Source organism: Agromyces intestinalis, from assembly GCF_008365295.1.
In the GTDB taxonomy this organism is placed as follows: Bacteria; Actinomycetota; Actinomycetes; order Actinomycetales; family Microbacteriaceae; genus Agromyces; species Agromyces intestinalis.
Map to the genome: position 1 here is coordinate 1,401,063 of NZ_CP043505.1, position 20,353 is coordinate 1,421,415.

Consider the following 20,353-nt stretch of genomic DNA (forward strand, 5'->3'; position numbering starts at 1 on the left):
TCCTCCTGCACCAACGATGACGAACCCCGGTGGGCGTCGCGCTCGGCCCGGTGCATCAGGCAGGGCAGGTGCGGCTGCCCGCTCGGGCAGCGCTTCGAGGCATCCGCCCGGCGCATCGCCCGAGGCATCCGTCAGATGAGGCCCTCACGCACCGCGTACGCGACCGCGTGCGAGCGGTTGCGCAGCTGCAACCGGGTGGTCACGTCGTGCAGCACGTTCTTCACCGTGCGCTCCGAGTAGCAGAGCTCCTTCGCGATCTGCGCCGTGTCCCAGCCCTCGGCGACGAGCCGCAGCACGTCGACCTCGCGCGCCGCGAGCCCGCGGAACGTGATGCCGCGCGGATCCAGCACGGTGCGCTGCAGCCGGCCGACCTGCTCGAGCAGGCGCCCGAGCAGATCGGGCGGCACGGTGCCCTCGCCGGCCGCGGCCGACGCGATCGACGACAGCAGCCGGTCGGTGGTCGCCTCCGAGCGGCGCAGCAGGCCGACCACGCCGCATTCGACCGCGTCGACGAGCACCTGGTCGTCGAGGTGCGAGGCGACGAGGATGACCCGTGCCTCCCCGTTGCGCCGCAGGAAGCGCAGCCGGTTCAGCGTCTCGTCGTCGACGTCGTCGACGACGACGACCACGACGGCCGCGAGTTCGTCGTCGGGCCCGACGACCCGCACCTCGGGGCGCGGTCGCAGGGCGCTGACGACGCCTGCCTCCGAGATCGGGTCGTGCGCGTACACGCGCACCGTGGTCCTGGTGATGGTGCCGGTGATCGTGGTCATGATGTCCTCCGGGAACGGGACGCCCTTGGGGGACGGTGCGTCGATCGGCTCACCGAAGAGGCTGCACCGGCGTCCTCTTCGCGCACTCAACATCCGCTCAACGGGCAGATTCGCTGCACGGCCGGTTGACCGGGCGCACTCGGCCCCGTGACATCCGCCCCCGTAGCTTGGCGCCATGGCGACCACCGCGACGATGGCGCCGGCGACCGCGTCAGTCACGCCGGGCACGCCGACGACCCTCACCCTCACCGTGCTCAACGACACGCTGCTCGTCGAGTCGTTCGAGCTGACGCCGGTCGGCCCCGTGGCCGGCTGGGCCCGCATCGAGCCGGCGACGCTCACCATCTACCCCGGCCGGAGCGAGACGGCCACGGTCACGGTGCTCGCACCGCGGGCCCCCGAATCGGTGGTCGGCGAGGTCGCCATCGGCGTCCGCGCGCGAGCGGTGGAGCAGCCCGACATCGAGGCTGCGGGCGAGACGCTGCTCAGCATCCTGCCGTTCTCCGAGACCGACGCCGAATTGCTGCCGCGCATCGCGCACGGCCGTGGGCGCAAGCGCGTGCGCATCGCCGTCGACAACCGCGGCAACCAGCCGCTCGTCGCCGCGATCACCGGAACCGCCGACGACCGGCTCGGTCTTTCGACGCCGACGCCCGACATCCAGGTCGACCCGGGGCACACCGAGTTCGTCGACGTCGACCTGCGCCCGCGCGGCCGGGTCTGGCGGGGCGAAGCCGTCAGCCACCAGTACACCGTGTCGGTCGCGCCCGAGCCGCCGCGCGGCCCGCTGCCCGGCGTCCCCGCACCGGCGACGCCGCCCGCCGAGCAGGTGCCGATCGTGCTGCCTGGCACCTACCTGCAGGAGCGCGTGTTCCCGAAGTGGCTGTGGAAGCTGCTGCTCGCACTGCTGCTGCTCGCATTGCTGCTTCTGCTGCTCTGGTTCACCGTGCTGAAGCCCGCGATCGAGTCGGCAGCCCGCGACGCGGTCGCCGAGCCGCTCGCGCAGGCGAGCGAACAGGCCGAGTCGGCGGCGCAACAGGCCGACCAGGCCGCTGAGAAGGCGAACGAGGCGCTCGAGGCGGTCGGCAAGACTCCCGAGCCGGTGCAGCCGGTCTCGACGACGCGCACCGATGACGTCGACATCCGCTTCGAGCTCACCGACGCACCCGGCGGCCCGACGGCCGAGAGCGACCGCTGGGTCGTGCCGCCGAACGCGGTGCTGCGCGTCACCGACGTGCTGATCAGCAACCCCCGCGGCGACTTCGGCTCGCTGACGATCGAGAACGCCGATGTGCTCGCCCCGATCTTCACGTCGGGGCTCGAGAACTTCCGTGACATCGACTTCCACTTCGTCACCCCGGTGCGGCTCGCCACCGGCGACCAGCTGTTCTCGACGCTCACGTGCACCCAGCTCGCACCGCCCGTCGGCGGGCAGCCGGTGCCCACCGCGTGCGGCGTGTCGATCCTCATCACCGCCGAACTCGTCACCACGACCGGCTGACCGAGCCGAGCCCGCCATGCCCAAGGGACCAGCGCTTCGCGCGGGCGACACCGCGCTCTGCAGCCTGAGCGACGGACCCAAGCCGCACGTCGGCGGCCCGATCACCCCGGTCGCAGCGGTGCCGACCGTGCTCATCGCGGGCATGCCCGCCGCGGTCGCGAACGGTATGCCGGGCGGCATCGTCTGCGTGTCGCCTGCACCGAACGGCATCGCGCAGGGCAGCGCGACCGTGATGATCGGCAAGTTCCCCGCCGCGCGCGTCGGCGACCTCACGATGCACGGCACCCCGATCGCCCCCGGCCCGGGCGCCCCCACCGTGATCATCGGCGGCTGACCCTCCCCCGTGTGCCTTTTTCAGGAGAGAACCTGCGAATCGCGCGTTTCTCAGGAGGATGGGGGCGGTTCGGCGCGGAATCGCGCAGAAACTCCTGAAAAAGGAATCGGACGGACGGACGGACGGGCCGGGCAGGGCAGGGCAGGACGGGGCAGGCTCGCGCTCAGCGCGCGGGTGCGGCCACGCCCGGCATCAGCCACGCTGCGAAGGCGGGGCCGTCGGCTTCCAGCGCCAGGCAGTCGGATGCTTCGCCGGATGCCGCGAGGCGCGCCGACCCGAACGCGACGAGCGTGCTCGCCGGCGAGGCATCCGGCTCGGCTGACCCGCCCAACTGCGGCAGCACGCCCGCCGGCGCCTCGAGCCGTGCCGCGTCGCGCGCCGCGAACACGAGCACCGAGGCATCCGCTGCTTCGCGCACGAACGCGACCGCCTCGTCGCCGACCGCGACCCACCGGATGCCGCCCGTCGCGAGCACCGGGTATTCGCGGCGCAGCCGGGCGAGCGCGCGGTAGGTGCCGAGCGTCGACGCGAGACCGGGATCGTCGCCCTCGTCGATCGCCGCCCACGGCATCGGGGTGCGGCTCGCCTCGCCGTCGACGCCGGTGAGCCCCAGCTCGTCGCCCGCCCAGATCACGGGAATGCCGGGCAGCGTCACCGCGAGACCGAACGCGACCGGCTGCGTGCCGGGCCGCGCGTTCGTCGCGAACCGCGGGGTGTCGTGCGTGTCGAGCGCGTTCATGGTCGCGAGCCGCACCCGCCACGGGAACCCGGCCGCGAACCGCAGGTGCGCGTCGACGAACTGCCGAGCCGTGAACGACGGCACCCGCCCGAGCGCGAACCCGATGCCGCCCCCGGCCGGGCTGCCCGGCCGCTGCAGCCAGCTCCAGAGCGGACGGGTGAAGGGCGCGTACGTCATCGCACCGTGCCACGCGTCGCCCTGGAAGTCGGCGGCCGCATCGTTCGTCGACTCGGCGAGCAGGATGGTGTCGGGGTTCGCTTCGAGCATGGTGCGGCGGATGGCTCGGCGCACCTCGGCGTTCAGGTCGACGTCGCCGAGCCGTCCGGTCATGTTCGCGACGTCGATGCGCCAGCCGTCGAGCGAGAAGGGCGCGCGCAGATACTTCGCGACCACCGAGTCGGGGCCCTCGACGAACCGACGCCGCAGCTCGGTCGACGACCAGTCGAACTTCGGCAGGCTCGGCACCCCCAGCCACGACTCGTACGAGCCGTCGGGCCGGAAGAAGTAGAACCCGCGCTCCGCCGCGTCGGCGCCCGAACGCACCGCGTCCTGCGCCAGACGGAACCACTCGTGCGCGTCGCCCGAGTGATTGCTCGTCAGGTCGCCGATGACCCGGATGCCCCGGGCATGCGCCGCCTCGACGAGCCGAACCAGCGCGTCGTCGCCGCCGAGCAGGTCGTCGACGCGGCCGAAGGTCGACGCGTCGTAGCGGTGGTTCGACCGCGCGGGGAACACCGGCGTCAGGTACAGCAGGTCCACCCCGAGCGAGGCGAGGTGGTCCAGCCGCTCGCGCACGCCATCGAGGTCGCCGCCGAACACCTGGTGCGAACGGCCCGGCGGCTCGGGGTCGACGGCGTCGTCCCAGTCGGCCGGGATGAGCCACTCGGGCAGGTCGCCGGCGGCGCGACGCGCGTCGTAGGGCGAGGCATCCGACTTCGCGAACCGGTCGGGGAACACCTGGTACATGACGCTCCCGGCCGCCCATGCGGGCGCGGGCGCGTGGGCGACCAACCGGAAGTCGTCGTGGTCGCGGGTCTCGACATCGCTCAGTCCCGCCTGGCTCAGCCAGTGCTGGCGGCCGTCGGCCCCGACCAGCAGCCACCGGTACCCGTGCTCGGGGTTCTCGACCTCGACGGATGCCTCGTACCAGTCCCAGCCGTCGACATCGGCCGCGACGAGGCGGGCCTGATCGAACCGCGGCTCGCGGTTCGGGTTCGATCGCGTGCCCACCCACGCGAGCACGCCGATCGGCGTGCCGTCGGTCGCGATCGCCGAGCGCGGCACGCGCAGCCGCACCCGCACGACCTCGCCGAGCGCGGGCGCCGCATTCGACACGTGCAGCGGCGATCCATCGTGGTGCGGCGTCAGCATGGGGTCTATTTCACCGCACCCGCCGTGAGCCCGCCCACGATGTACTTCTGCAGGAACAGGAACAGCGCGACCACGGGCAGCGCCGACATGACCGCACCCGCCGAGAACGCGCTCCAGTCGGCGTAGCGCGGGTTCGACACGAGCTTCGTGAGCCCGACGGCCAGGGTCTGCTTGTCGGTGTCGATGAGCAGCACGGATGCCACGACGAACTCGTTCACCGACGTGATGAACGACAGCAGCGCGACCACCGCGAGAATCGGCGCGACCAGCCGCAGGATGATCGTGAAGAAGATGCGGGCGTGGCCCGCACCGTCGATCTTCGCGGCCTCGTCGATCGACGACGGCACCGTGTTGAAGAACCCGTACATGAGGTACGTGTTCACGCCGAGCGCGCCGCCGAGGTACACCATGATGAGCCCGATGTGCGTGTTCAGCCCGATCACGGGGAACAGGTCGCCGATCGCGCTCATCAGCAGGAAGATCGCGACGACGGCCAGCAGCTGCGGGAACATCTGCACCACCACGATCGAGATCAGTCCGACCCGGCGCCCGGCGAACCGCATGCGCGAGAACGAGTACGCGGCGAGCGCACCGAGGAACGTCGTCAGCACCGCCGTGATGCCCGCGACCATCAGCGTGTTGCCGAACCACTGCGCGAACGGCACCTGCGGGTCGGTGAGGATCCGCACGTAGCTGTCCAGCCCGATCTTCGAGAACAGCGCGTTCGACCCCGTCAGCGTGCCCTGGGGGTTGAGCGACGAGGACAGCACGAACATCACCGGGAACAGCGAGAACACGACCATCACGACGCCGACGATGTGCCGCCAGCCGGTGGCGCGGAACCAGCGGCCGACGTTGAACGGGCGCCGGGCGATCGAGACGGATGCGTCGGCCATCAGTTCAGCTCCTCGAGGCTCTTCGTGCGGCGGAAGGCGATGATCGAGATCACCGCGACGATGATGAAGATGATGATCGAGTACGCACTCGCGAGCCCGTAGTCGCGCATCTGCCCGGTGAACGCCACCTTGTAGACCATCGTGATGAGGATGTCGGTGAACCCGACGGGGATCGGCGCGTTCGAGTCGCGCGGCCCGCCGTCGGTCAACATGTAGATCACGTTGAAGTTGTTGAAGTTGAACGCGAACGACGCGATCAAGAGCGGCGCGACGCTCACCAGCAACAGCGGCAGCTTGATGAGCCGGAAGATCGCCCACGGCTTGGCGCCGTCGACGGTGGCCGCCTCCTGCAGCTCGTCGGGGATCGACTGCAACGCTCCCGTGCAGACCAGGAACATGTACGGGAAGCCGAGCCACAGGTTCACGAGCAGGATCGAGAACTTCGCGAGCGTCGGATCGGTGAGCCACGGGATGGACGCCCCGCCGAACAGCACCTGGTTGATGAAGCCGAAGCTCTGGTTCATCATGCCCGCCCAGATCAGCGCCGACAGGAACGACGGGATCGCATACGGGATGATCATCAGCACTCGGTAGAACTTGCGCCCGCGCATCCGCATGTCGTTGAAGACGATGGCGAGGAACAGGCCGAGGAAGAAGGTGGATGCCACGCTCACGAGCGCGAACACGAACGTCCAGATCGTGACGTAGACGAGCGGGCCGGCGAGCCGGGTATCGGTGACGGCGCGCACGAAGTTGTCGAAGCCGACCGTGATCTGCCAGCCCGGCAGCAGTTGCGTGCCGTCCTCGGCGGTGAAGGCGCCCACACCCGTGTCGGAGTAGACGGTGCCGGTTTCGAGGTCGGTCATGGTGCCGGATGCCTCGTCGTACTCGAGCGTCGAGATGTACCGGTATCCGCTCGTGCCGTCGGGCGTGCGGATCGCGCCGTCATTCGGATCGTCCGAGTACGGCACGGCGAGCGCGGTGACCTCGTCGGTGCGGGCGAGCACATCGGCGAACTGCAGCGTGGTCCAGCCGTCGGCTGCGACCGCCTTGCCGGCGTCGAACTGCGCGTCGACCTCGGTGAGGGGCTCGTCGTTGGTGCCGACGAAGGCCTCGCCCGAGTCGGGGTCGGTGACCAGCAGCCCGAGCGTGCCGAGCCGGTCGACGACGGTGATCGGGTAGGTCGGCGAGTCCTCGACGCGCTCGAGCGACGAGGCCATGAGCGACGACACCGCCTGGTCGCGGTTGCCGTTATGCCCGGTGCCGTAGTTGGTGAAGGCGACGTAGCCCGTGTAGCCGAGCACGAACACCTGGAACACCACAAGGAAGATCACCCCGGGCGTGAGGTACTTCGCCGCCAGCCTGCGCCGCGAGAAGTAGATCCAGTTGACGACCGCGGTGACCGCGACGACGATGCCGGCGACGATCCACTGCCCGGCGCCCGCGAGCACCAGCAGGGCGAACAGCGCGATGGCGTCGACGACGGCGAGCAGCAGCAGCTTGAGCGCGAGCACCTTCCAGCCGCCGGATGCCGCGTCGGCGATGGCGGCCGCCCGCCGCTGCCGTTTCGTGGGCGGTGGAGCGGCGGACTCGACCGCTGGATCGTTCTCGGTGATCATCGACATCCTGTGTTCCTCACAGCCAGACGCTGGTCGAGGAGCGACGAAGGAGCGTATCGAGACCCCGTCACGAGGTCTCGATACGCGGCCTCCTTCGTCGGTCGCCCCTCGACCAGCGGTTCGGACTACCCTGCGATGGCCGCCTGCACGTCGGCGGTCAGCTTCTGCCAGGTCGGCACGGGGTCGGCGCCGTTGATGATCTCGGCCTGGGCGATGCCCCAGTACTGCCACACGGCACCCATGGCGGGGATGGCCGGCATCGGCACGGCCTCGGCGCCGACGGCGGCGAAGCCCTCGATGATCGGGTCGCTCGACGCGGTCTCGGCCGCGGCGGAGAGAGCCGGGAGGACGTTGCCGGCCTCGAACAGCTCGAGCTGCACGTCCTCGGTGCCGATGAAGTTCACGAGGAAGTCGTTCGCGGCGACCTTGTTCTTCGACTCGGCCGAGACGAAGAAGCCCTTCACGCCGGCGAACGGCGAGGCGGGCTCACCCGTCGGGCTGGGCACGGTGTCGATCGCGACGTTGATGCCGGCGTCGATCGCGGCGCCGACGTTCCACGGGCCGGTGAGCCAGAACGCCGACTTGCCGGTGACGAAGGAGTCCTTCGCGATGTCGCCGTCGATGTCGGTGTTGAACACGCCGGTGCCGTTCTTGCCCTGGCTGCCGAGCCACGTGGCGAACTGCTCGCCGCCCGCGTTGCCGATCTGCAGGTCCTCGGGGTTGTAGCCGTTCTCGTCGGTGCCGAACACCGGAGCGCCGAACGCGGTCTGGAACGGGTAGAGGTGGTACGGGTTGCCCTCGGCGCCCTGCTCGACCACGAACGGCTGGGTGAGGCCGGCGGCCTGACCCTTGGCGATCATGTCGTCGAAGCTCGTCGCGGCCTCGGGGACGAGGTCGACGTTGCGCAGCACGGCGATGTTCTCGACCGCGTACGGAAGCATGTAGGTCGTGCCCTCGTAGGTGGCCGCGTCGATCGCGACCGGCAGGTAGTCGGCGGCCGAGTCACCGAGCTCGATCGGGGCGACGACGCCGTTCGTCGAGAGCTCGCCGAGCCAGTCGTGCGCGCCCATGGTGATGTCGGGGCCCTTGCCCGTCGGCACCTGCTGGATGAAGTCGTCCTTGATGTCGGCGTTGTCCTTGCCGACCAGGTCGACCTTGACACCGGTCTTCTCGGTGTAGGCCTCGGCTGCGCCCTTCAGTGCGTCGACCCGCTCGGCGTCGACCCAGACGGTCAGCGTGCTCGATGCGGTCTCGCTGTCGTTCGACGAACCGCTGTCGCCGCTGGCGCAACCCGCGAGACCGAGCGTCGCGACGACCGCGACAGCCCCGGCAGCGAGCAGGCTCTTCGTGTTCACCCTCATTGGTGTGCCCTTCGTTCGTGGGTGCAAGCGTGGTGCAAGCGATTACAGGTATAGCCTGCCGCGTGCACGGATCCAAACCCGTCCACCCCCATCGATACCGGTTTGTAACGTATACACGACGTCATGCTGCTGTAAGCGTTTCCAGTAGACCGGATGGTGCCGTACAGTTTTCGGCATGACTTCCGACTGGTGGCGTACCGCCGCGATCTACCAGATCTACCCCCGCTCCTTCGCCGATGCGAACGGCGACGGCATGGGCGACCTGGCGGGCATCACGTCGCGACTCGGGGCACTGGCCGACCTCGGCATCGACGCGATCTGGCTCTCGCCGTTCTACACGTCCCCCCAGAAGGACGCCGGCTACGACGTCGCCGACTACTGCGACATCGACCCGCTGTTCGGCACGCTCGCCGACTTCGACGCGATGCTCGCCGAGGCGCACGCCCGAGGCATCCGGGTCATCGTCGACCTCGTACCGAACCACTCCTCCGATCGCCACGAATGGTTCCAGGCCGCGCTCGCCGCCGCGCCCGGCAGCGCCGAACGCGCCCGCTACCTCTTCCGCGACGGCCGCGGCGCCGACGGCGAACTGCCGCCCAACAACTGGGAGTCGGTCTTCGGGGGCCGCGCCTGGACCCGCGTCACCGAGCCTGACGGCACCCCCGGCCAGTGGTACCTGCACCTGTTCGACTCCTCGCAGCCCGATTTCGACTGGCAGAACGAGCAGGTGCGCGAGGAGTTCCGCCGCATCCTGCGCTTCTGGCTCGACCGCGGTGTCGACGGATTCCGCGTCGACGTCGCCCACGGGCTCATCAAGGCCGACGGCCTGCCCGACTGGACCCCGGCCGAGGGCGCCGGCTCGATGGGCGGCGCGGGCGGCGTCTCGGACACGCTCGGCGACGAGGCATCCGGTGTCGCCCTCGAGCCCGAGATCAGCGAAGAAGAAGGCGACGGCGCACCCTACTGGGCGCAAGACGGCGTGCACGAGGTCTACCGCGACTGGCGGAAGTTGCTCGACGAGTACCCCGGCGAACGCATCCTCGCCGCCGAGGCCTGGGTCGACCCGCTCGCGAAGGTCGCGAAGTGGGTACGGCCCGACGAGATGCACCAGTCGTTCAACTTCGCCTACCTCGAGACGCCGTGGAAGGCCGCCGCGCTGCGGAAGGTCATCGACGAGTCGCTCGCCGCGTTCGGCTCGGTTGGCGCACCCTCGACCTGGGTGCTCTCGAACCACGACGTGGTGCGGCACGCGACCCGGCTCTCGGTGACCGCCGACAACCCGCAGGGCCACGGCCTCGGGCCGCGATCGCAGGGAATCCCCGAGTACGCTCCCGGCTTGCGCCGGGCCCGCGCCGCGACCGCGCTCATGCTCGCGCTGCCCGGCTCGGCCTACCTCTACCAGGGCGAAGAGCTCGGCCTGCCCGAGGTCATCGACCTGCCTGACGACGCCCGGCAGGACCCGACGTGGTTCCGCACCAACGGCGAACGCTATGGACGCGACGGATGCCGCGTGCCGCTGCCGTGGGAGGCCGACGCGCCGTCCTACGGCTTCGGCCCGACGGATGCCGCGTGGCTGCCGCAGCCCGCCCAGTGGGCCGAGCTCGCGCGCGACCAGCAGGCCGGCGACCCGACCTCGACGCTCTCGCTGTACCGCGACGCCCTTCGGCTGCGTCGCACGCACGACCTCGGCTCGGGCACGCTGGAGTGGGTGACCGACCTCGGCCTGCCTGCCGACGTCGTGGCGTTCCGCAACGCCGGCGTGCTCGTGGTGGCGAACACGGGCACGGCCCCCGTCGCCCTGCCGGCCGGCGAGGTCCTGCTCGCGTCGGAGCCACTCCCCGGCACCGAGCTCCCGGCCGACACCACCGCCTGGCTCCGCGCGTAGGCCGGTGCCCGGCGCCGGCCCGCCGGCACGCGCCCCGCCGGCACGCGCCGTGGGTACACCGTTCAGCCACCCCGCGCCCGTGCCACCCCTGCCACCCCTGCCACCCCTGCCACCCCTGCCACCCCTCGAAAACAGGATGAGCCGAGTCATCCGGTCGTCCACGACGCCATACGCCGCGTCATCCTGTTTTCTCAACCCGCACGCCCCCGCTCCGAACCCGAGAAAACAGGATGAGCCAAGTCATGCCGCTTCTTCACGGCGGATGGCTCGCCTCATCCTGTTTTCACACCGGTTCGTGCAGGTGGCGCCGCGCGACCGAGCGCCGCGCGTCGCGCTCGTGCAGCCGAGCCCGTGCTCCCCATCGGTGCTCGCCGCGCTCGATGAGTGCCAGGAGCCCGGCGCGCACCGCCGCCCACTCCGTCATGACCATGTCGTAGCTCAGCCGGAACACCAGATATCCGCGCATCACGAGTTCGAAATCGCGCCGCCGATCGCGTTCGAACTCGACGCCGGTGTGGAATCCCTCGCCGTCGATCTCGACCACGAGCCGATCGCCGACGAGCTGGTCGATCCGCCCGACGCCCTCGATCCAGACCTGAGTGCGATGGCGTATTCTGCGCCCGTGCAGCAGCAGTCGCACGATCGTCTCGGTGCCCGACTGGCAGCCCGCATCGGCGAGGTCGACGATGCCCTGCTTCGACGCCGGAAGCAGCTCACGCAGCTCAGCGAGCCCGTCACGGTCGAGCTGCCGAGTCGAGAGCGCCGAGTCCAGGGCGATCTGCGCATCGAGCCGGTCGCCGCACGCGGCAGCTTCCGCGAGCGCGAGCGGGAGCGGGTCCCACGCGCGCGGTTCGCCGGCGACGGATCGGTAGTGCACGCAGACGCCCGGGTGCTCGCGGTCGAGCCGTGCGCCGCTGCCGTCGAGGGTTCGCAATCGACTCGCGGTGCGGGGCACGCGGACATGCAATGTGGCGTGCGGATCGGGCCGGGTCCAGATGCCGAGGATCCGGAGTTCCGACGCGGCGGTCAACGCCCCGCCGACCCGAACCGCGCGCACGACGTCGAGCGGGGCATCCGGCACCGCGAACCACCGTGGACGCACCTGCATGATGGCACCGGCGTCCCGCGCCCGGGCGACGTCGCGACGTTCGACGCCGAGCGCGTCGAGGCTGCGGTAGGGCAGGGCGCCGCTGTTCGCACGGATGCGGGCGGCGACGACGTTCGGTGACAGCGGCATGCCAGCAGTCTCGCCTGATCGCTGCGCACTGGTTTCGGCGTTGTGGAGAACCCCGCCCGCGCGGCTCTGGGCGATCCCGTGCACCCCGCAGCCCTTTCACCACACGCGGGCCTCACGACGAAAACAGGACCAGCCGCGTCATCCCACCCGCACAGCCCCCACAACCCAGCTCATCCTGCTTTCGCGCCCGAGGTATCGATGTGGCATGCGGAACGCAGCACGCACGGCCCCCGCGGGCCCGACGTGCGGTGAGGCCGCGCCGCTAGTTCGTGTTCTCGTACAGCCAGTCGAGCGGATCGACCCACTCGCCGTCGATACCGCCGATGCGAATCTCGAAGTGCAGGTGCGGGCCGGTCGACATGCCGGTCGAGCCGGTGTTGCCGAGCACGTCGCCGACCTTCACGGTGTCGCCGATCTCGAACCGCCGCGACCCGTACTGCATGTGCGCGTAGACGCTCGTGATGATCTGGCCGTCGATGACGTGGTCGATCATGGTGACGACGCCGAGCGAACCGCCCGAGTCGGTCGACTCCGACACGACGCCATCGGCGATCGCCTGGATCTCGGCGCCGTAGCCGGGGTTGAAGTCCTGACCGTGGTGGTCTTCCGAGCAGCCGGCGCAGTCGCGGTACCCGAAGCGGTCGCCGATGTGCACGCCCACCTTGAACGGCCACTGGATGGTTCCCAGCGGGTTGTTCGTGAACGTCGCCTCGGGTCGGATGCCGGCCGCCGCCGCGTATTCCTCGATCGACTGGTGCTGGTAGCCGTCGCGATCGATCGTCGGCGTGGCCAGTTCGTCGTCGCCGAGCGCCAGGCTCTGGCGCCCGTATCCGGAGGTGGTCGAGCTGAGGGCGAGCGCCTGCACGTCTTCGGGCGTCAGCAGCGACATCGCGGGCACCGACGTGGCGAGAGCGAGCCCGGCGGCCAGGCCCATCGAGGCGATCGCGCGCACCGCGCGGGCACGTCGTCGGCCGGCGGCCGCGGCAGGGCGCGGCGCGGGTGCGGCCGCGCGGGCGGCGCGTGCGCGCTCCGACCGGTTGGGCTCTTCAGGTTCGGATGCCTCGGCTCGCCGCGGCCGCACCGGCGCCTCGAGGCGGCCTGGCTCAGGGCGGCCGGCAACAGGGCGGCCCGCATCGGGGCGACCCACCTCGGCGAACAGCGCGTCGAGGCCCGATGCCACCGGGGAGTCGGTCGATGCGGCGGCCGAAATCGCGAGATCGATCTCGCGCACGACATCGGATGCCTCGGGCTCGCGACGGCGGCGGCGCTCTGGTGAGGGTGCGGATGGTCGGGAGCCGCCGTCGAGCCCGAACAGGGTGTCGAACGAGGGCATGGGGTTCGTCTCGCGCGCGACCGAGGGCTGCGCCGGAGCGAGGGGCTGCGACTGTACCGGCTGTGACTGCGGCTGCGCGGGCTGCGCCGGAGCAAGGGGCTGCGGCTGCGCGGGCTGTGACTGCGCCGACTGCGACTGCGCGGGCGGTGACTGGACGAGGGGCTGCGGCTGAGCCGGCTGCGACTGCACCGGCTGCGACTGCGCGGGCTGAACGGGCCGGACCTCGCCGGCGACCGGCGCACTCGGGGCCGGCGGCGCGGCGGGCGTGTCGGCAACCGGCGGACGCGGACCGACCGGCGGCTGCGTGGCGGATGTCCCGGCCTGACGCCCTGCCGTCGGCGGCTGCCCCTGCGGCTTCACGGGCCACTGCGCCGGCTGCGCGACAATCGGCCGAGGCGATGGTGCGGGGGGCTGCGCGGCAGCCGGCGCGGGCGCCGACAACTGCGCCGATGCCGATGCCGATGCTTGAGCCTCCGACTGGAGCGCCGCTGCCTGCGCCCGCCGCCGCATGGCCGGAGCGGGCGACGCTTCGTGCGGCGTCGCGAGGTGCGGTGAGTGCTGCTCAGGCGCCCGACGGGCGGTCATCGGCGCTTCGGGGCGCCGCTGCTCGGCGGGCCGCGGGTTGGCCGACGCGCCATCGCCGGCGATCGGCGTCGGCGGAACGGGGTGCGCGGTCGGTGCGGGCGCCGGCGCCGCGGTCGGCGTCGCGCCGGCTGCCTGGCCCATCGCTCGCTCTGCCGCCAGCCGAGCCGCCCGCCGCGACACCGGCGCGGCGGGCGCAACCGGCGCACCAGGCGCAACCGTCGGCGACCAATCCTGAACCGTCGATGCGGTCGGCGGCGTCGGCGCCGCGGGCGTCGGGCGAAGCATCCCGGCCGCCACCATCGCGGCGGCACCGGCCTCGGCGGCCTCGCGCTCGCGAATCTCTCGCCGCGTGAGCGGCCGACCCGGCCCCGTCAGCGCGCCGCTTGCGCCTGCACCGGATGGCATGAAGCCGTGCGTGTGGTGCTCAGGCACGAGGGGGGACTCGGGCACGAGGTGGAACCTTCGGCGTAGGGGGCGGTCGGAAGCGGGAGGTGAGCATCCCGGACACTGCGCCGAGATAACGGATCGATAAAGAGTACCCCGAACCCCTTCCTCACGCCATGCGGAGACCGCGCGCCGTCTCAGCCGATCTCGGCGAGCGCAGCGGTGAGGTCGTCGAACAGCCCGGGCCCGGCCGCGACCAGCAGGTCGGCGCTCTCGGGCGCGCCGCCGAGCCCACCCACGAGCGCGCCGGCTTCGCGCGCGATGAGCGCCCCCGCCGCGTGGTCCCACGGGTTGAGTCCGCGCTCGTAGAACGCGTCGAGCCGACCCGCCGCGAGCGCGCACAGGTCGAGTGCGGCCGAGCCGATGCGTCGGATGTCTCGGATCTGCGGCAGCAGCCCCGACGCGATGCGGGCCTGTTCGCGGCGCCATTCCGAGTCGTACCCGAACCCGGTGCCGACGAGCGCCTGGGCGAGCGGAACGCCCGTGTTCACCGCGAGCGACTCGCCCGCGAGCCGTGCGCCGCCGCCGAGGCTCGCTTCGAACGCCTCGCCGGTGACGGGGTTGACGACGATCCCGGCGAGCGCCGTCCACTCGGCGGGGTCGGGCGGCCCGTCGACGACCGCCACGCTGATCGCCCACGCTGGGATTCCGTAGAGGAAGTTCACCGTGCCGTCGATCGGGTCGACGACCCAGTTCAGGCCGGTGGTGCCCTCGCGCGTCGCGTCCTCTTCGCCGAGCACTCCGTCGTCGGGACGCACCTCGAGGATGAGCGTGCGGATCATCGCCTCGGTCGCCCGGTCGACGGCGGTGACGATGTCGGTCGGGGTCGACTTCGTCGCCTCGACGCTCACGCCGCCGCGCCGCGACTCGAGCGCGAAGCCGGCGGCCCGCACGGCGATGTCGCGCGCCAGATCGAGCAGGTCGGCGGGCGTGGGGCGATCGGATGCTCCAGGGCTGGTCATTCCTCCACGGTAGCCGCCGGAAACGACGAAGGCCCGGTCGAAGACCGGGCCCATGGTGGCGAGTGAGGGATTCGAACCCCCGAAGTCGATGACAGCTGATTTACAGTCAGATCCCTTTGGCCGCTTGGGTAACTCGCCATTCGCACCCGACCGCGTTTCTCACACAACCGGGGGCCAGACAAGAATACCCGCCGACTCGTGCAGGGCGAAATCAGCCCGATCCCAGCCAGCCCCCGGCCGATGCTCAGCCTCGGGGCGGCGGCGTCGGTGCTGCGGCGACCGACTCGCGCACCTCGAGCCGCACCGGCAGTTCGACCTCGTCGGGGGCATCCTCGCCGTCGATCTCGCCGAGCAGCATGCGCGCCGCGACCGCGACCTTCTCGCCCAGGTCCTGCGCGACGGTGGTGAGGCGCGGCCGCACGTAGAGCCCCAGGTCGAGGTTGTCGAAGCCGACGACCGAGACATCCTCGGGCACGGATGCCCCGCCGTCGCGCAATCCGGCCATGATGCCGACCGCGAGCACATCGGCGGTCGCGAACACCCCTGTGACGTCGGGGAACCGCGAGCGCAGCGCCCGCCCGAGTTCCAAGCCGTCCTCGTACGTCGTGTTGACGGCGACAGTCTCAGCCGTGGCATCCGGCACCTCGGCGACGGCGGCGACGAAGCCGTCGTGGCGGCGACGCACGACGCCGCTCGCACCGAAGGCCGGGCCGGCGAACAGCAGCCCGCGGTGCCCGTGCTCGAGGAGGTGCTGCGCGGCGATCAGTCCGCCGCCGAAGTCGTCGCTGCGCACGCCGGTGGCGCGGGGGTTGAGCGAGTAGCTGTCGACGGCCAGCAGGGGCACGCCGTGCGCGGGCAGCGCGTCGATCTCGGCATCGAGGAACCCGAGGAGCACCGCGCCGTCGAGCCCCCACTCCTGCACAGCCTCGCCGACCTCGGCGGGTTCGGTGATGCCGCGCAGCAGCACGTGGTAGCCGGCTTGGCGCAGCTGCCGTTCGATGCCGCCGATGACGGCCACATGGTGCGGGCTCATCGTGAGCATGTCGCCCTCGGCGACCGGTACGAGCACCCCGATCGTGTGCGAACGGCTGGCGGCGAGGCTGCGCGCCGACGCGTTCGCGACGTAGCCGCGGGCGACGACGATATCCCGCACGCGCTCGATGGTGGCCTGCGAGACGCGCGCGGTCTTGCCGTTGACGACGTTCGACACGGTCATGACGCTGACGCCCGCCTCCTCGGCGATGTCCTTCAGCGTGACGGCCATGCCCGCTCCCCTCTCGTCGGATCAGTGTATGGGCCGCGCTTGACATCGTGGCGATCGTCCACGTACGCTCCCAGCCAGATTGGTATAGCGCTAAACCTAGTGCAACCGGAGAGGACCACGTGAGCTCGCTGCCGAGCCCCGCGACGCGCGTCGCCGACGCGCTCGCCACCGCGACCATGGCGGATGCCCCGTGGTGGGCCGATGCCGTCGTGTACCAGGTGTACGTGCGCAGCTTCGCCGACGCGAACGGCGACGGCACGGGTGACCTCGAGGGCGTGCTCGCCCACCTCGACCACCTCGAGTCCCTCGGCGTCGACGCGATCTGGTTCACCCCGTGGTACGCATCCCCGATGGCCGACGGCGGCTACGACGTCGCCGACTACCGCGCGATCGACCCCGCCTTCGGCGACCTCGCCACCGCCGAGCGGCTCATCGCCGAGGCATCCGCCCGTGGCATCCGCACCATCGTCGACATCGTGCCGAACCACGTGAGCGACCGGCATCCCTGGTTCCGGGCCGCGCTCGCGGCCGAGCCGGGCAGCGACGAGCGCGCTCGGTTCTGGTTCCGCCCCGGCCGCGGCGCCTGCGGCGAACTGCCGCCCACCGAGTGGATCTCGAGCTTCGGCGGCCCGACCTGGACGCGCACCACCGACCCCGACGGCCGACCCGGCGAGTGGTACCTGCACGTGTTCAGCCCCGCCCAGCCCGACCTGAACTGGGATCACCCCGCCGTGCGCGCCGAGCACGAGGACGTGCTGCGGTTCTGGTTCGACCGCGGAGCGGCAGGCATCCGGGTGGACTCCGCGGCGATGCTGGTGAAGGATGCCTCGCTGCCGGTCGCTCCCGCGGCCGCCGGCGACCCCGACCACCCGCACCTCGACCGCGACGGGGTGCACGAGATCTACCGCGCCTGGCGCGCCGTCGCCGACGAGTACGACGACCCGCGCCTGCTCGTCGGCGAGGTGTGGCTCGCCGACCCCGCGCGCTTCGCGCGCTACCTGCGCGACGACGAGCTGCACGGTGCGTTCAACTTCGAGTTCATGACCAAGCCGTGGGATGCCTCCGCGCTGCGCGCGACCATCGCCGAGACGCTCGACTGGCACGAGGGGCTGAGCGCGACGCCGACCTGGGCGCTGTCGAACCACGACCTCACCCGCCCGGCCACCCGCTACGGCCGCGCCGACTCGTCGTTCTCGTTCGAGCAGAAGCGCTTCGGCACGCCGACCGACCACGCCCGCGGCCTCGCGCGCGCTCGCGCGGCCGCCATGCTGGCCGCATTCCTGCCCGGCTCGCTCTACATCTATCAGGGCGACGAGCTCGGCCTGCCCGAGGTCGAGGACCTGCCCGACGAGCTGCGCCAAGACCCGATGTTCGCGCGCAGCGGCGGCGTCGACCCCGGGCGAGACGGATGCCGCGTGCCGCTGCCGTGGACCCGCGCCGGCGCCTCGCTCGGCTTCTCGCCGACAGGCGCCGCCTGGCTGCCGCAGCCGGCCGAGTGGGCCGGGCTCTCGGTCGAGGCGCAGGCGCGCGACGAGGCATCCACGCTGTCGCTCTATCGACGGATGCTCCGGCTGCGCCGCGACCTCGTCCGCGAAGGGCGCAACGGCGCGAGCCCGACCGGCTTCGCCTGGGCGGAGCATCCCGACCCCGACGTCATCGCGCTGCGGCGCGGAGACATCCTGCACCTCACCAACCTCGGCAGCCGGCCCGCCGCGCTGCCGCCGCACCGCGACCTGCTGCTCGCGAGTGCGCCCGACGCCCGGAACCACCTCGAGAGGAAGGAGCTGCCCGCCGACACCTCGGTCTGGCTCCGCACCTGACGAGCCGTTCACCATCCGAGCCGTTCACCATCCACGCAGCCGCCGGCTGCGACACTCGCACAGCACCCACAGACACAAACAGCACTCACAGACGAAGAGGAAGACGATGACGTCATCATTCAAGATCGCCGGCGCGATCACCGCGCTCGCCCTCGCCGTGCCGCTCGCCGGCTGCGCGACCGCAGAACCCGCCGACGACGGCAGGGTCACGCTGCAGGTCGCCATCGACGCCGGCCTCGACGACGGCGCGATCGCCGCGTTCGAGGAGCGCGCCGCGCAGTTCGAGAAGCAGAACCCCGACATCACCATCGAGTCGGTCGAGTACACCTGGGATGGCACGACCTTCGCCGCGGCCCTCGCCGGCGGCACCCTGCCCGACGTGTTCACCATTCCGTTCACCGATGGCCGGGGCCTCATCGCGAACGAGCAGCTCGCCGACATCTCGAAGCTCGTCGCCGAGCTGCCCTACGCCGGCGACTTCAACCAGAACGTCGCGGTCGCCGGCCAGGCCGCCGACGGCAGCCAGTGGGCCGTGCCGATCGCCGCCTACGGCCAGGGGCTGCACTACAACCGCACCCTGTTCGAGCAGGCGGGCCTCGACCCCGACCAGCCGCCCACGACCTGGGACGAGGTACGGGCCGACGCCAAGCAGATCGCGGATGCCACGGGGGTAGCCGGGTACGCGCAGATGACGTCGTCGAACACCGGCGGGTGGATCCTGACCACGCTCGACTACGCGCTCGGCGGCCGGCTCGAGCAGGTCGACGGCGACGAGGTCACCTCGACCATCGACACCCCCGAGATGACGAAGGTGCTCGAGATGGTCAAGACCATGCGCTGGGAGGACAACTCGATGGGCGCCAACTTCCTCTACGACTGGGGCAGCATCAACCAGGCGTTCGCCTCGGGCCAGATCGGCATGTACGTGTCGGGCGGCGGCAACTACGGCAACCTGTTCACGCAGAACCAGATGAACCCCGACGACTACGGGCTCACCGTGCTGCCGCTCGCCGACTCGGCCGACGCGGGCGTGCTCGGCGGCGGCACCCTCGCCGTCGTCTCGGCCAACGCGACCGAGGCCGAGCAGGCCGCCGGCGTGAAGTGGATCGACTTCTACTACATGCAGAAGCTCGCCGACGAGGACGCCGCGGTCACCGCCGCGAAGACCACCGCCGAGTCGGGCGCCCCCGTCGGAGCCCCCGAGATGCCGATCTTCGACGAAGCCACCTACGCCGAGTCGCAGCGCTGGATCGCCGACTACGTCAACGTGCCGCTCGCTCAGATGACGTCGTTCACCGACCACATCTTCGAGCAGCCGCTGCTGCCCGAGCCCGGCCATCACACACAGGAGGTCTACGCCATCCTCGACCCGGTGATCCAGGCCGTGCTGACCGACCAGAACGCCGACATCGCCGAGCTCCTCGCCGACGCGGAGCAGCAGGCGCAACAGATCCTCGCGGGCTGAACCGCGCGGGGTGCAGCAGGGGCGGTGCCGGAGTTGAGGCCGGCACCGCCCCTCATTCGTGCGCCGCGTTCTCGCGACGCGCGTCAGCGCGGAAGATCGATCGGCGCCGTGCTCGCGCGGTCGGGGTCGACGGGGTCGATCGGCTGCGTCGCCTGCTGACGTCGCTCGTCGTCGCGGCGCTCGTCGTCACGCGGGCCGCGCTCGACGAAACCGGGCCAAGGCGCCGCCTGCGGCATCGGCAGCGGAGCATCCGGTTGCTGCGGTCGCCCGCGGAGGCCGGACTGCTGGATGACCCGCTGGATCGTGAGCCCGCGTTCGTCGGGATCCCCGACGAACCGGATCTCACGCAGTCCCTGCTCCTGCGCAGCGGATTCGAACACGAAGTGCCCGTAGCCGAAGATGCGGCCGATGATCGGCTTGTGCACCGAGATGTCGAGGATGCGCGACAGCGGCATCGTCGCGATGCGCTGCGACAGGATGCCGTGCACGCGGAACACCCGCATGTTCGTGATGACGAAGCGATCCATGTGGCGCCCGAGCATGCGCCACCAGCCGTGCAGCACGATCGCGCCACCGACCGCGGCCGGCACCCACCACGCCTGCGGGGGCACCACGAACGCGAGCAGCAGCACGATGAGCCCGCCGAACATCTCGAGCGTCGACCCCACGAGCGACGTCCAGTGCTTGCGCACCTCATCGATCACGACCTCGCCCTGGTCGGCGATGAGATGTCGGCGGATGCGCGGATCGAACAGGCCCATCTC

General features: G+C 71.2%; 15 protein-coding genes and 1 tRNA gene. 5 read left to right on the top strand and 11 right to left on the bottom strand.

Annotation, left to right across the window (positions count from 1 at the left end; all coding sequences use genetic code 11):
• Nucleotides 1-131: 131 nt before the first annotated feature.
• Nucleotides 132-773, bottom strand: coding sequence for a response regulator transcription factor (locus tag FLP10_RS06480; RefSeq protein WP_246150231.1), 642 nt, complete (start codon nucleotides 771-773; stop codon nucleotides 132-134).
• Between the two features lie 175 nt (nucleotides 774-948).
• Between FLP10_RS06480 and FLP10_RS06485 the strand changes: the two genes are divergently transcribed.
• Nucleotides 949-2,274: a hypothetical protein gene (locus tag FLP10_RS06485; protein WP_149160129.1), complete on the top strand. Its 1,326-nt coding sequence runs from the start codon at nucleotides 949-951 to the stop codon at nucleotides 2,272-2,274.
• A gap of 16 nt (nucleotides 2,275-2,290) precedes the next feature.
• Nucleotides 2,291-2,608 carry a PAAR domain-containing protein gene (locus tag FLP10_RS06490; RefSeq protein WP_149160130.1) on the top strand — a complete coding sequence of 106 codons (318 nt, stop codon included), beginning with the start codon at nucleotides 2,291-2,293 and terminating at the stop codon, nucleotides 2,606-2,608.
• A gap of 163 nt (nucleotides 2,609-2,771) precedes the next feature.
• On the opposite strand, the gene FLP10_RS06495 is transcribed toward FLP10_RS06490, so the two are convergent.
• The 4 genes from FLP10_RS06495 to FLP10_RS06510 form a co-directional block, all read right to left on the bottom strand.
• A complete protein-coding gene (locus FLP10_RS06495) occupies nucleotides 2,772-4,718 on the bottom strand; it encodes a glycoside hydrolase family 13 protein (RefSeq protein WP_149160131.1) in 1,947 nt (648 codons plus the stop codon).
• Nucleotides 4,719-4,723: 5 nt separating this feature from the next.
• Nucleotides 4,724-5,614, bottom strand: coding sequence for a sugar ABC transporter permease (locus tag FLP10_RS06500; RefSeq protein WP_149160132.1), 891 nt, complete (start codon nucleotides 5,612-5,614; stop codon nucleotides 4,724-4,726).
• On the bottom strand, nucleotides 5,614-7,239 hold the full coding sequence (locus tag FLP10_RS06505; protein WP_246150233.1) for an ABC transporter permease subunit: 1,626 nt from the start codon (nucleotides 7,237-7,239) through the stop codon (nucleotides 5,614-5,616). Before FLP10_RS06505 ends, FLP10_RS06500 begins: the two co-directional genes overlap by 1 nt.
• A 119-nt stretch (nucleotides 7,240-7,358) precedes the next feature.
• Nucleotides 7,359-8,594: a sugar ABC transporter substrate-binding protein gene (locus FLP10_RS06510; protein WP_149160133.1), complete on the bottom strand. Its 1,236-nt coding sequence runs from the start codon at nucleotides 8,592-8,594 to the stop codon at nucleotides 7,359-7,361.
• Nucleotides 8,595-8,769: 175 nt separating this feature from the next.
• On the opposite strand from FLP10_RS06510, the gene FLP10_RS06515 reads away from it, so the two are divergent.
• A complete protein-coding gene (locus FLP10_RS06515) occupies nucleotides 8,770-10,479 on the top strand; it encodes a glycoside hydrolase family 13 protein (RefSeq protein WP_149160134.1) in 1,710 nt (569 codons plus the stop codon).
• Between the two features lie 283 nt (nucleotides 10,480-10,762).
• On the opposite strand, the gene FLP10_RS06520 is transcribed toward FLP10_RS06515, so the two are convergent.
• From FLP10_RS06520 to FLP10_RS06540, 5 genes are all read right to left on the bottom strand, one after another.
• Complete coding sequence (locus tag FLP10_RS06520; RefSeq protein WP_149160135.1) at nucleotides 10,763-11,716, bottom strand: endonuclease domain-containing protein; 954 nt, start codon at nucleotides 11,714-11,716, stop codon at nucleotides 10,763-10,765.
• Nucleotides 11,717-11,978: 262 nt separating this feature from the next.
• A complete protein-coding gene (locus FLP10_RS06525; protein WP_149160136.1) occupies nucleotides 11,979-13,049 on the bottom strand; it encodes a M23 family metallopeptidase in 1,071 nt (356 codons plus the stop codon).
• A 1,166-nt stretch (nucleotides 13,050-14,215) separates the two neighbouring features.
• Nucleotides 14,216-15,040 carry an inositol monophosphatase family protein gene (locus FLP10_RS06530; RefSeq protein ID WP_149160137.1) on the bottom strand — a complete coding sequence of 275 codons (825 nt, stop codon included), beginning with the start codon at nucleotides 15,038-15,040 and terminating at the stop codon, nucleotides 14,216-14,218.
• 53 nt (nucleotides 15,041-15,093) lie between these two features.
• Nucleotides 15,094-15,178 (bottom strand) — tRNA-Tyr (locus tag FLP10_RS06535).
• Between the two features lie 106 nt (nucleotides 15,179-15,284).
• Nucleotides 15,285-16,304, bottom strand: a complete 1,020-nt coding sequence (locus FLP10_RS06540) for a LacI family DNA-binding transcriptional regulator (RefSeq protein WP_149160138.1) — start codon at nucleotides 16,302-16,304, stop codon at nucleotides 15,285-15,287.
• A 176-nt stretch (nucleotides 16,305-16,480) separates the two neighbouring features.
• Between FLP10_RS06540 and FLP10_RS06545 the strand changes: the two genes are divergently transcribed.
• Both FLP10_RS06545 and FLP10_RS06550 read left to right on the top strand, forming a co-directional pair.
• Nucleotides 16,481-18,124, top strand: a complete 1,644-nt coding sequence (locus FLP10_RS06545) for a glycoside hydrolase family 13 protein (protein WP_149162122.1) — start codon at nucleotides 16,481-16,483, stop codon at nucleotides 18,122-18,124.
• Nucleotides 18,125-18,230: 106 nt separating this feature from the next.
• Nucleotides 18,231-19,589, top strand: a complete 1,359-nt coding sequence (locus FLP10_RS06550) for an ABC transporter substrate-binding protein (RefSeq protein ID WP_149160139.1) — start codon at nucleotides 18,231-18,233, stop codon at nucleotides 19,587-19,589.
• 83 nt (nucleotides 19,590-19,672) lie between these two features.
• Here the strand turns inward: FLP10_RS06550 and FLP10_RS06555 are convergent, their stop codons facing one another.
• Nucleotides 19,673-20,350: a PH domain-containing protein gene (locus FLP10_RS06555; protein WP_149160140.1), complete on the bottom strand. Its 678-nt coding sequence runs from the start codon at nucleotides 20,348-20,350 to the stop codon at nucleotides 19,673-19,675.
• Nucleotides 20,351-20,353 lie beyond the last annotated feature (3 nt).

Bases quoted from the DNA above. Each gene is read 5' to 3' on its own strand.
- FLP10_RS06480 (WP_246150231.1), bottom strand. From the start codon at position 773: ATGACCACGATCACCGGCACCATCACCAGGACCACGGTGCGCGTGTAC.
- FLP10_RS06485 (WP_149160129.1), top strand. From the start codon at position 949: ATGGCGACCACCGCGACGATGGCGCCGGCGACCGCGTCAGTCACGCCG.
- FLP10_RS06490 (WP_149160130.1), top strand. From the start codon at position 2,291: ATGCCCAAGGGACCAGCGCTTCGCGCGGGCGACACCGCGCTCTGCAGC.
- FLP10_RS06495 (WP_149160131.1), bottom strand. From the start codon at position 4,718: ATGCTGACGCCGCACCACGATGGATCGCCGCTGCACGTGTCGAATGCG.
- FLP10_RS06500 (WP_149160132.1), bottom strand. From the start codon at position 5,614: ATGGCCGACGCATCCGTCTCGATCGCCCGGCGCCCGTTCAACGTCGGC.
- FLP10_RS06505 (WP_246150233.1), bottom strand. From the start codon at position 7,239: ATGTCGATGATCACCGAGAACGATCCAGCGGTCGAGTCCGCCGCTCCA.
- FLP10_RS06510 (WP_149160133.1), bottom strand. From the start codon at position 8,594: ATGAGGGTGAACACGAAGAGCCTGCTCGCTGCCGGGGCTGTCGCGGTC.
- FLP10_RS06515 (WP_149160134.1), top strand. From the start codon at position 8,770: ATGACTTCCGACTGGTGGCGTACCGCCGCGATCTACCAGATCTACCCC.
- FLP10_RS06520 (WP_149160135.1), bottom strand. From the start codon at position 11,716: ATGCCGCTGTCACCGAACGTCGTCGCCGCCCGCATCCGTGCGAACAGC.
- FLP10_RS06525 (WP_149160136.1), bottom strand. From the start codon at position 13,049: ATGCCCTCGTTCGACACCCTGTTCGGGCTCGACGGCGGCTCCCGACCA.
- FLP10_RS06530 (WP_149160137.1), bottom strand. From the start codon at position 15,040: ATGACCAGCCCTGGAGCATCCGATCGCCCCACGCCCGCCGACCTGCTC.
- FLP10_RS06540 (WP_149160138.1), bottom strand. From the start codon at position 16,304: ATGGCCGTCACGCTGAAGGACATCGCCGAGGAGGCGGGCGTCAGCGTC.
- FLP10_RS06545 (WP_149162122.1), top strand. From the start codon at position 16,481: ATGGCGGATGCCCCGTGGTGGGCCGATGCCGTCGTGTACCAGGTGTAC.
- FLP10_RS06550 (WP_149160139.1), top strand. From the start codon at position 18,231: ATGACGTCATCATTCAAGATCGCCGGCGCGATCACCGCGCTCGCCCTC.
- FLP10_RS06555 (WP_149160140.1), bottom strand. From the start codon at position 20,350: ATGGGCCTGTTCGATCCGCGCATCCGCCGACATCTCATCGCCGACCAG.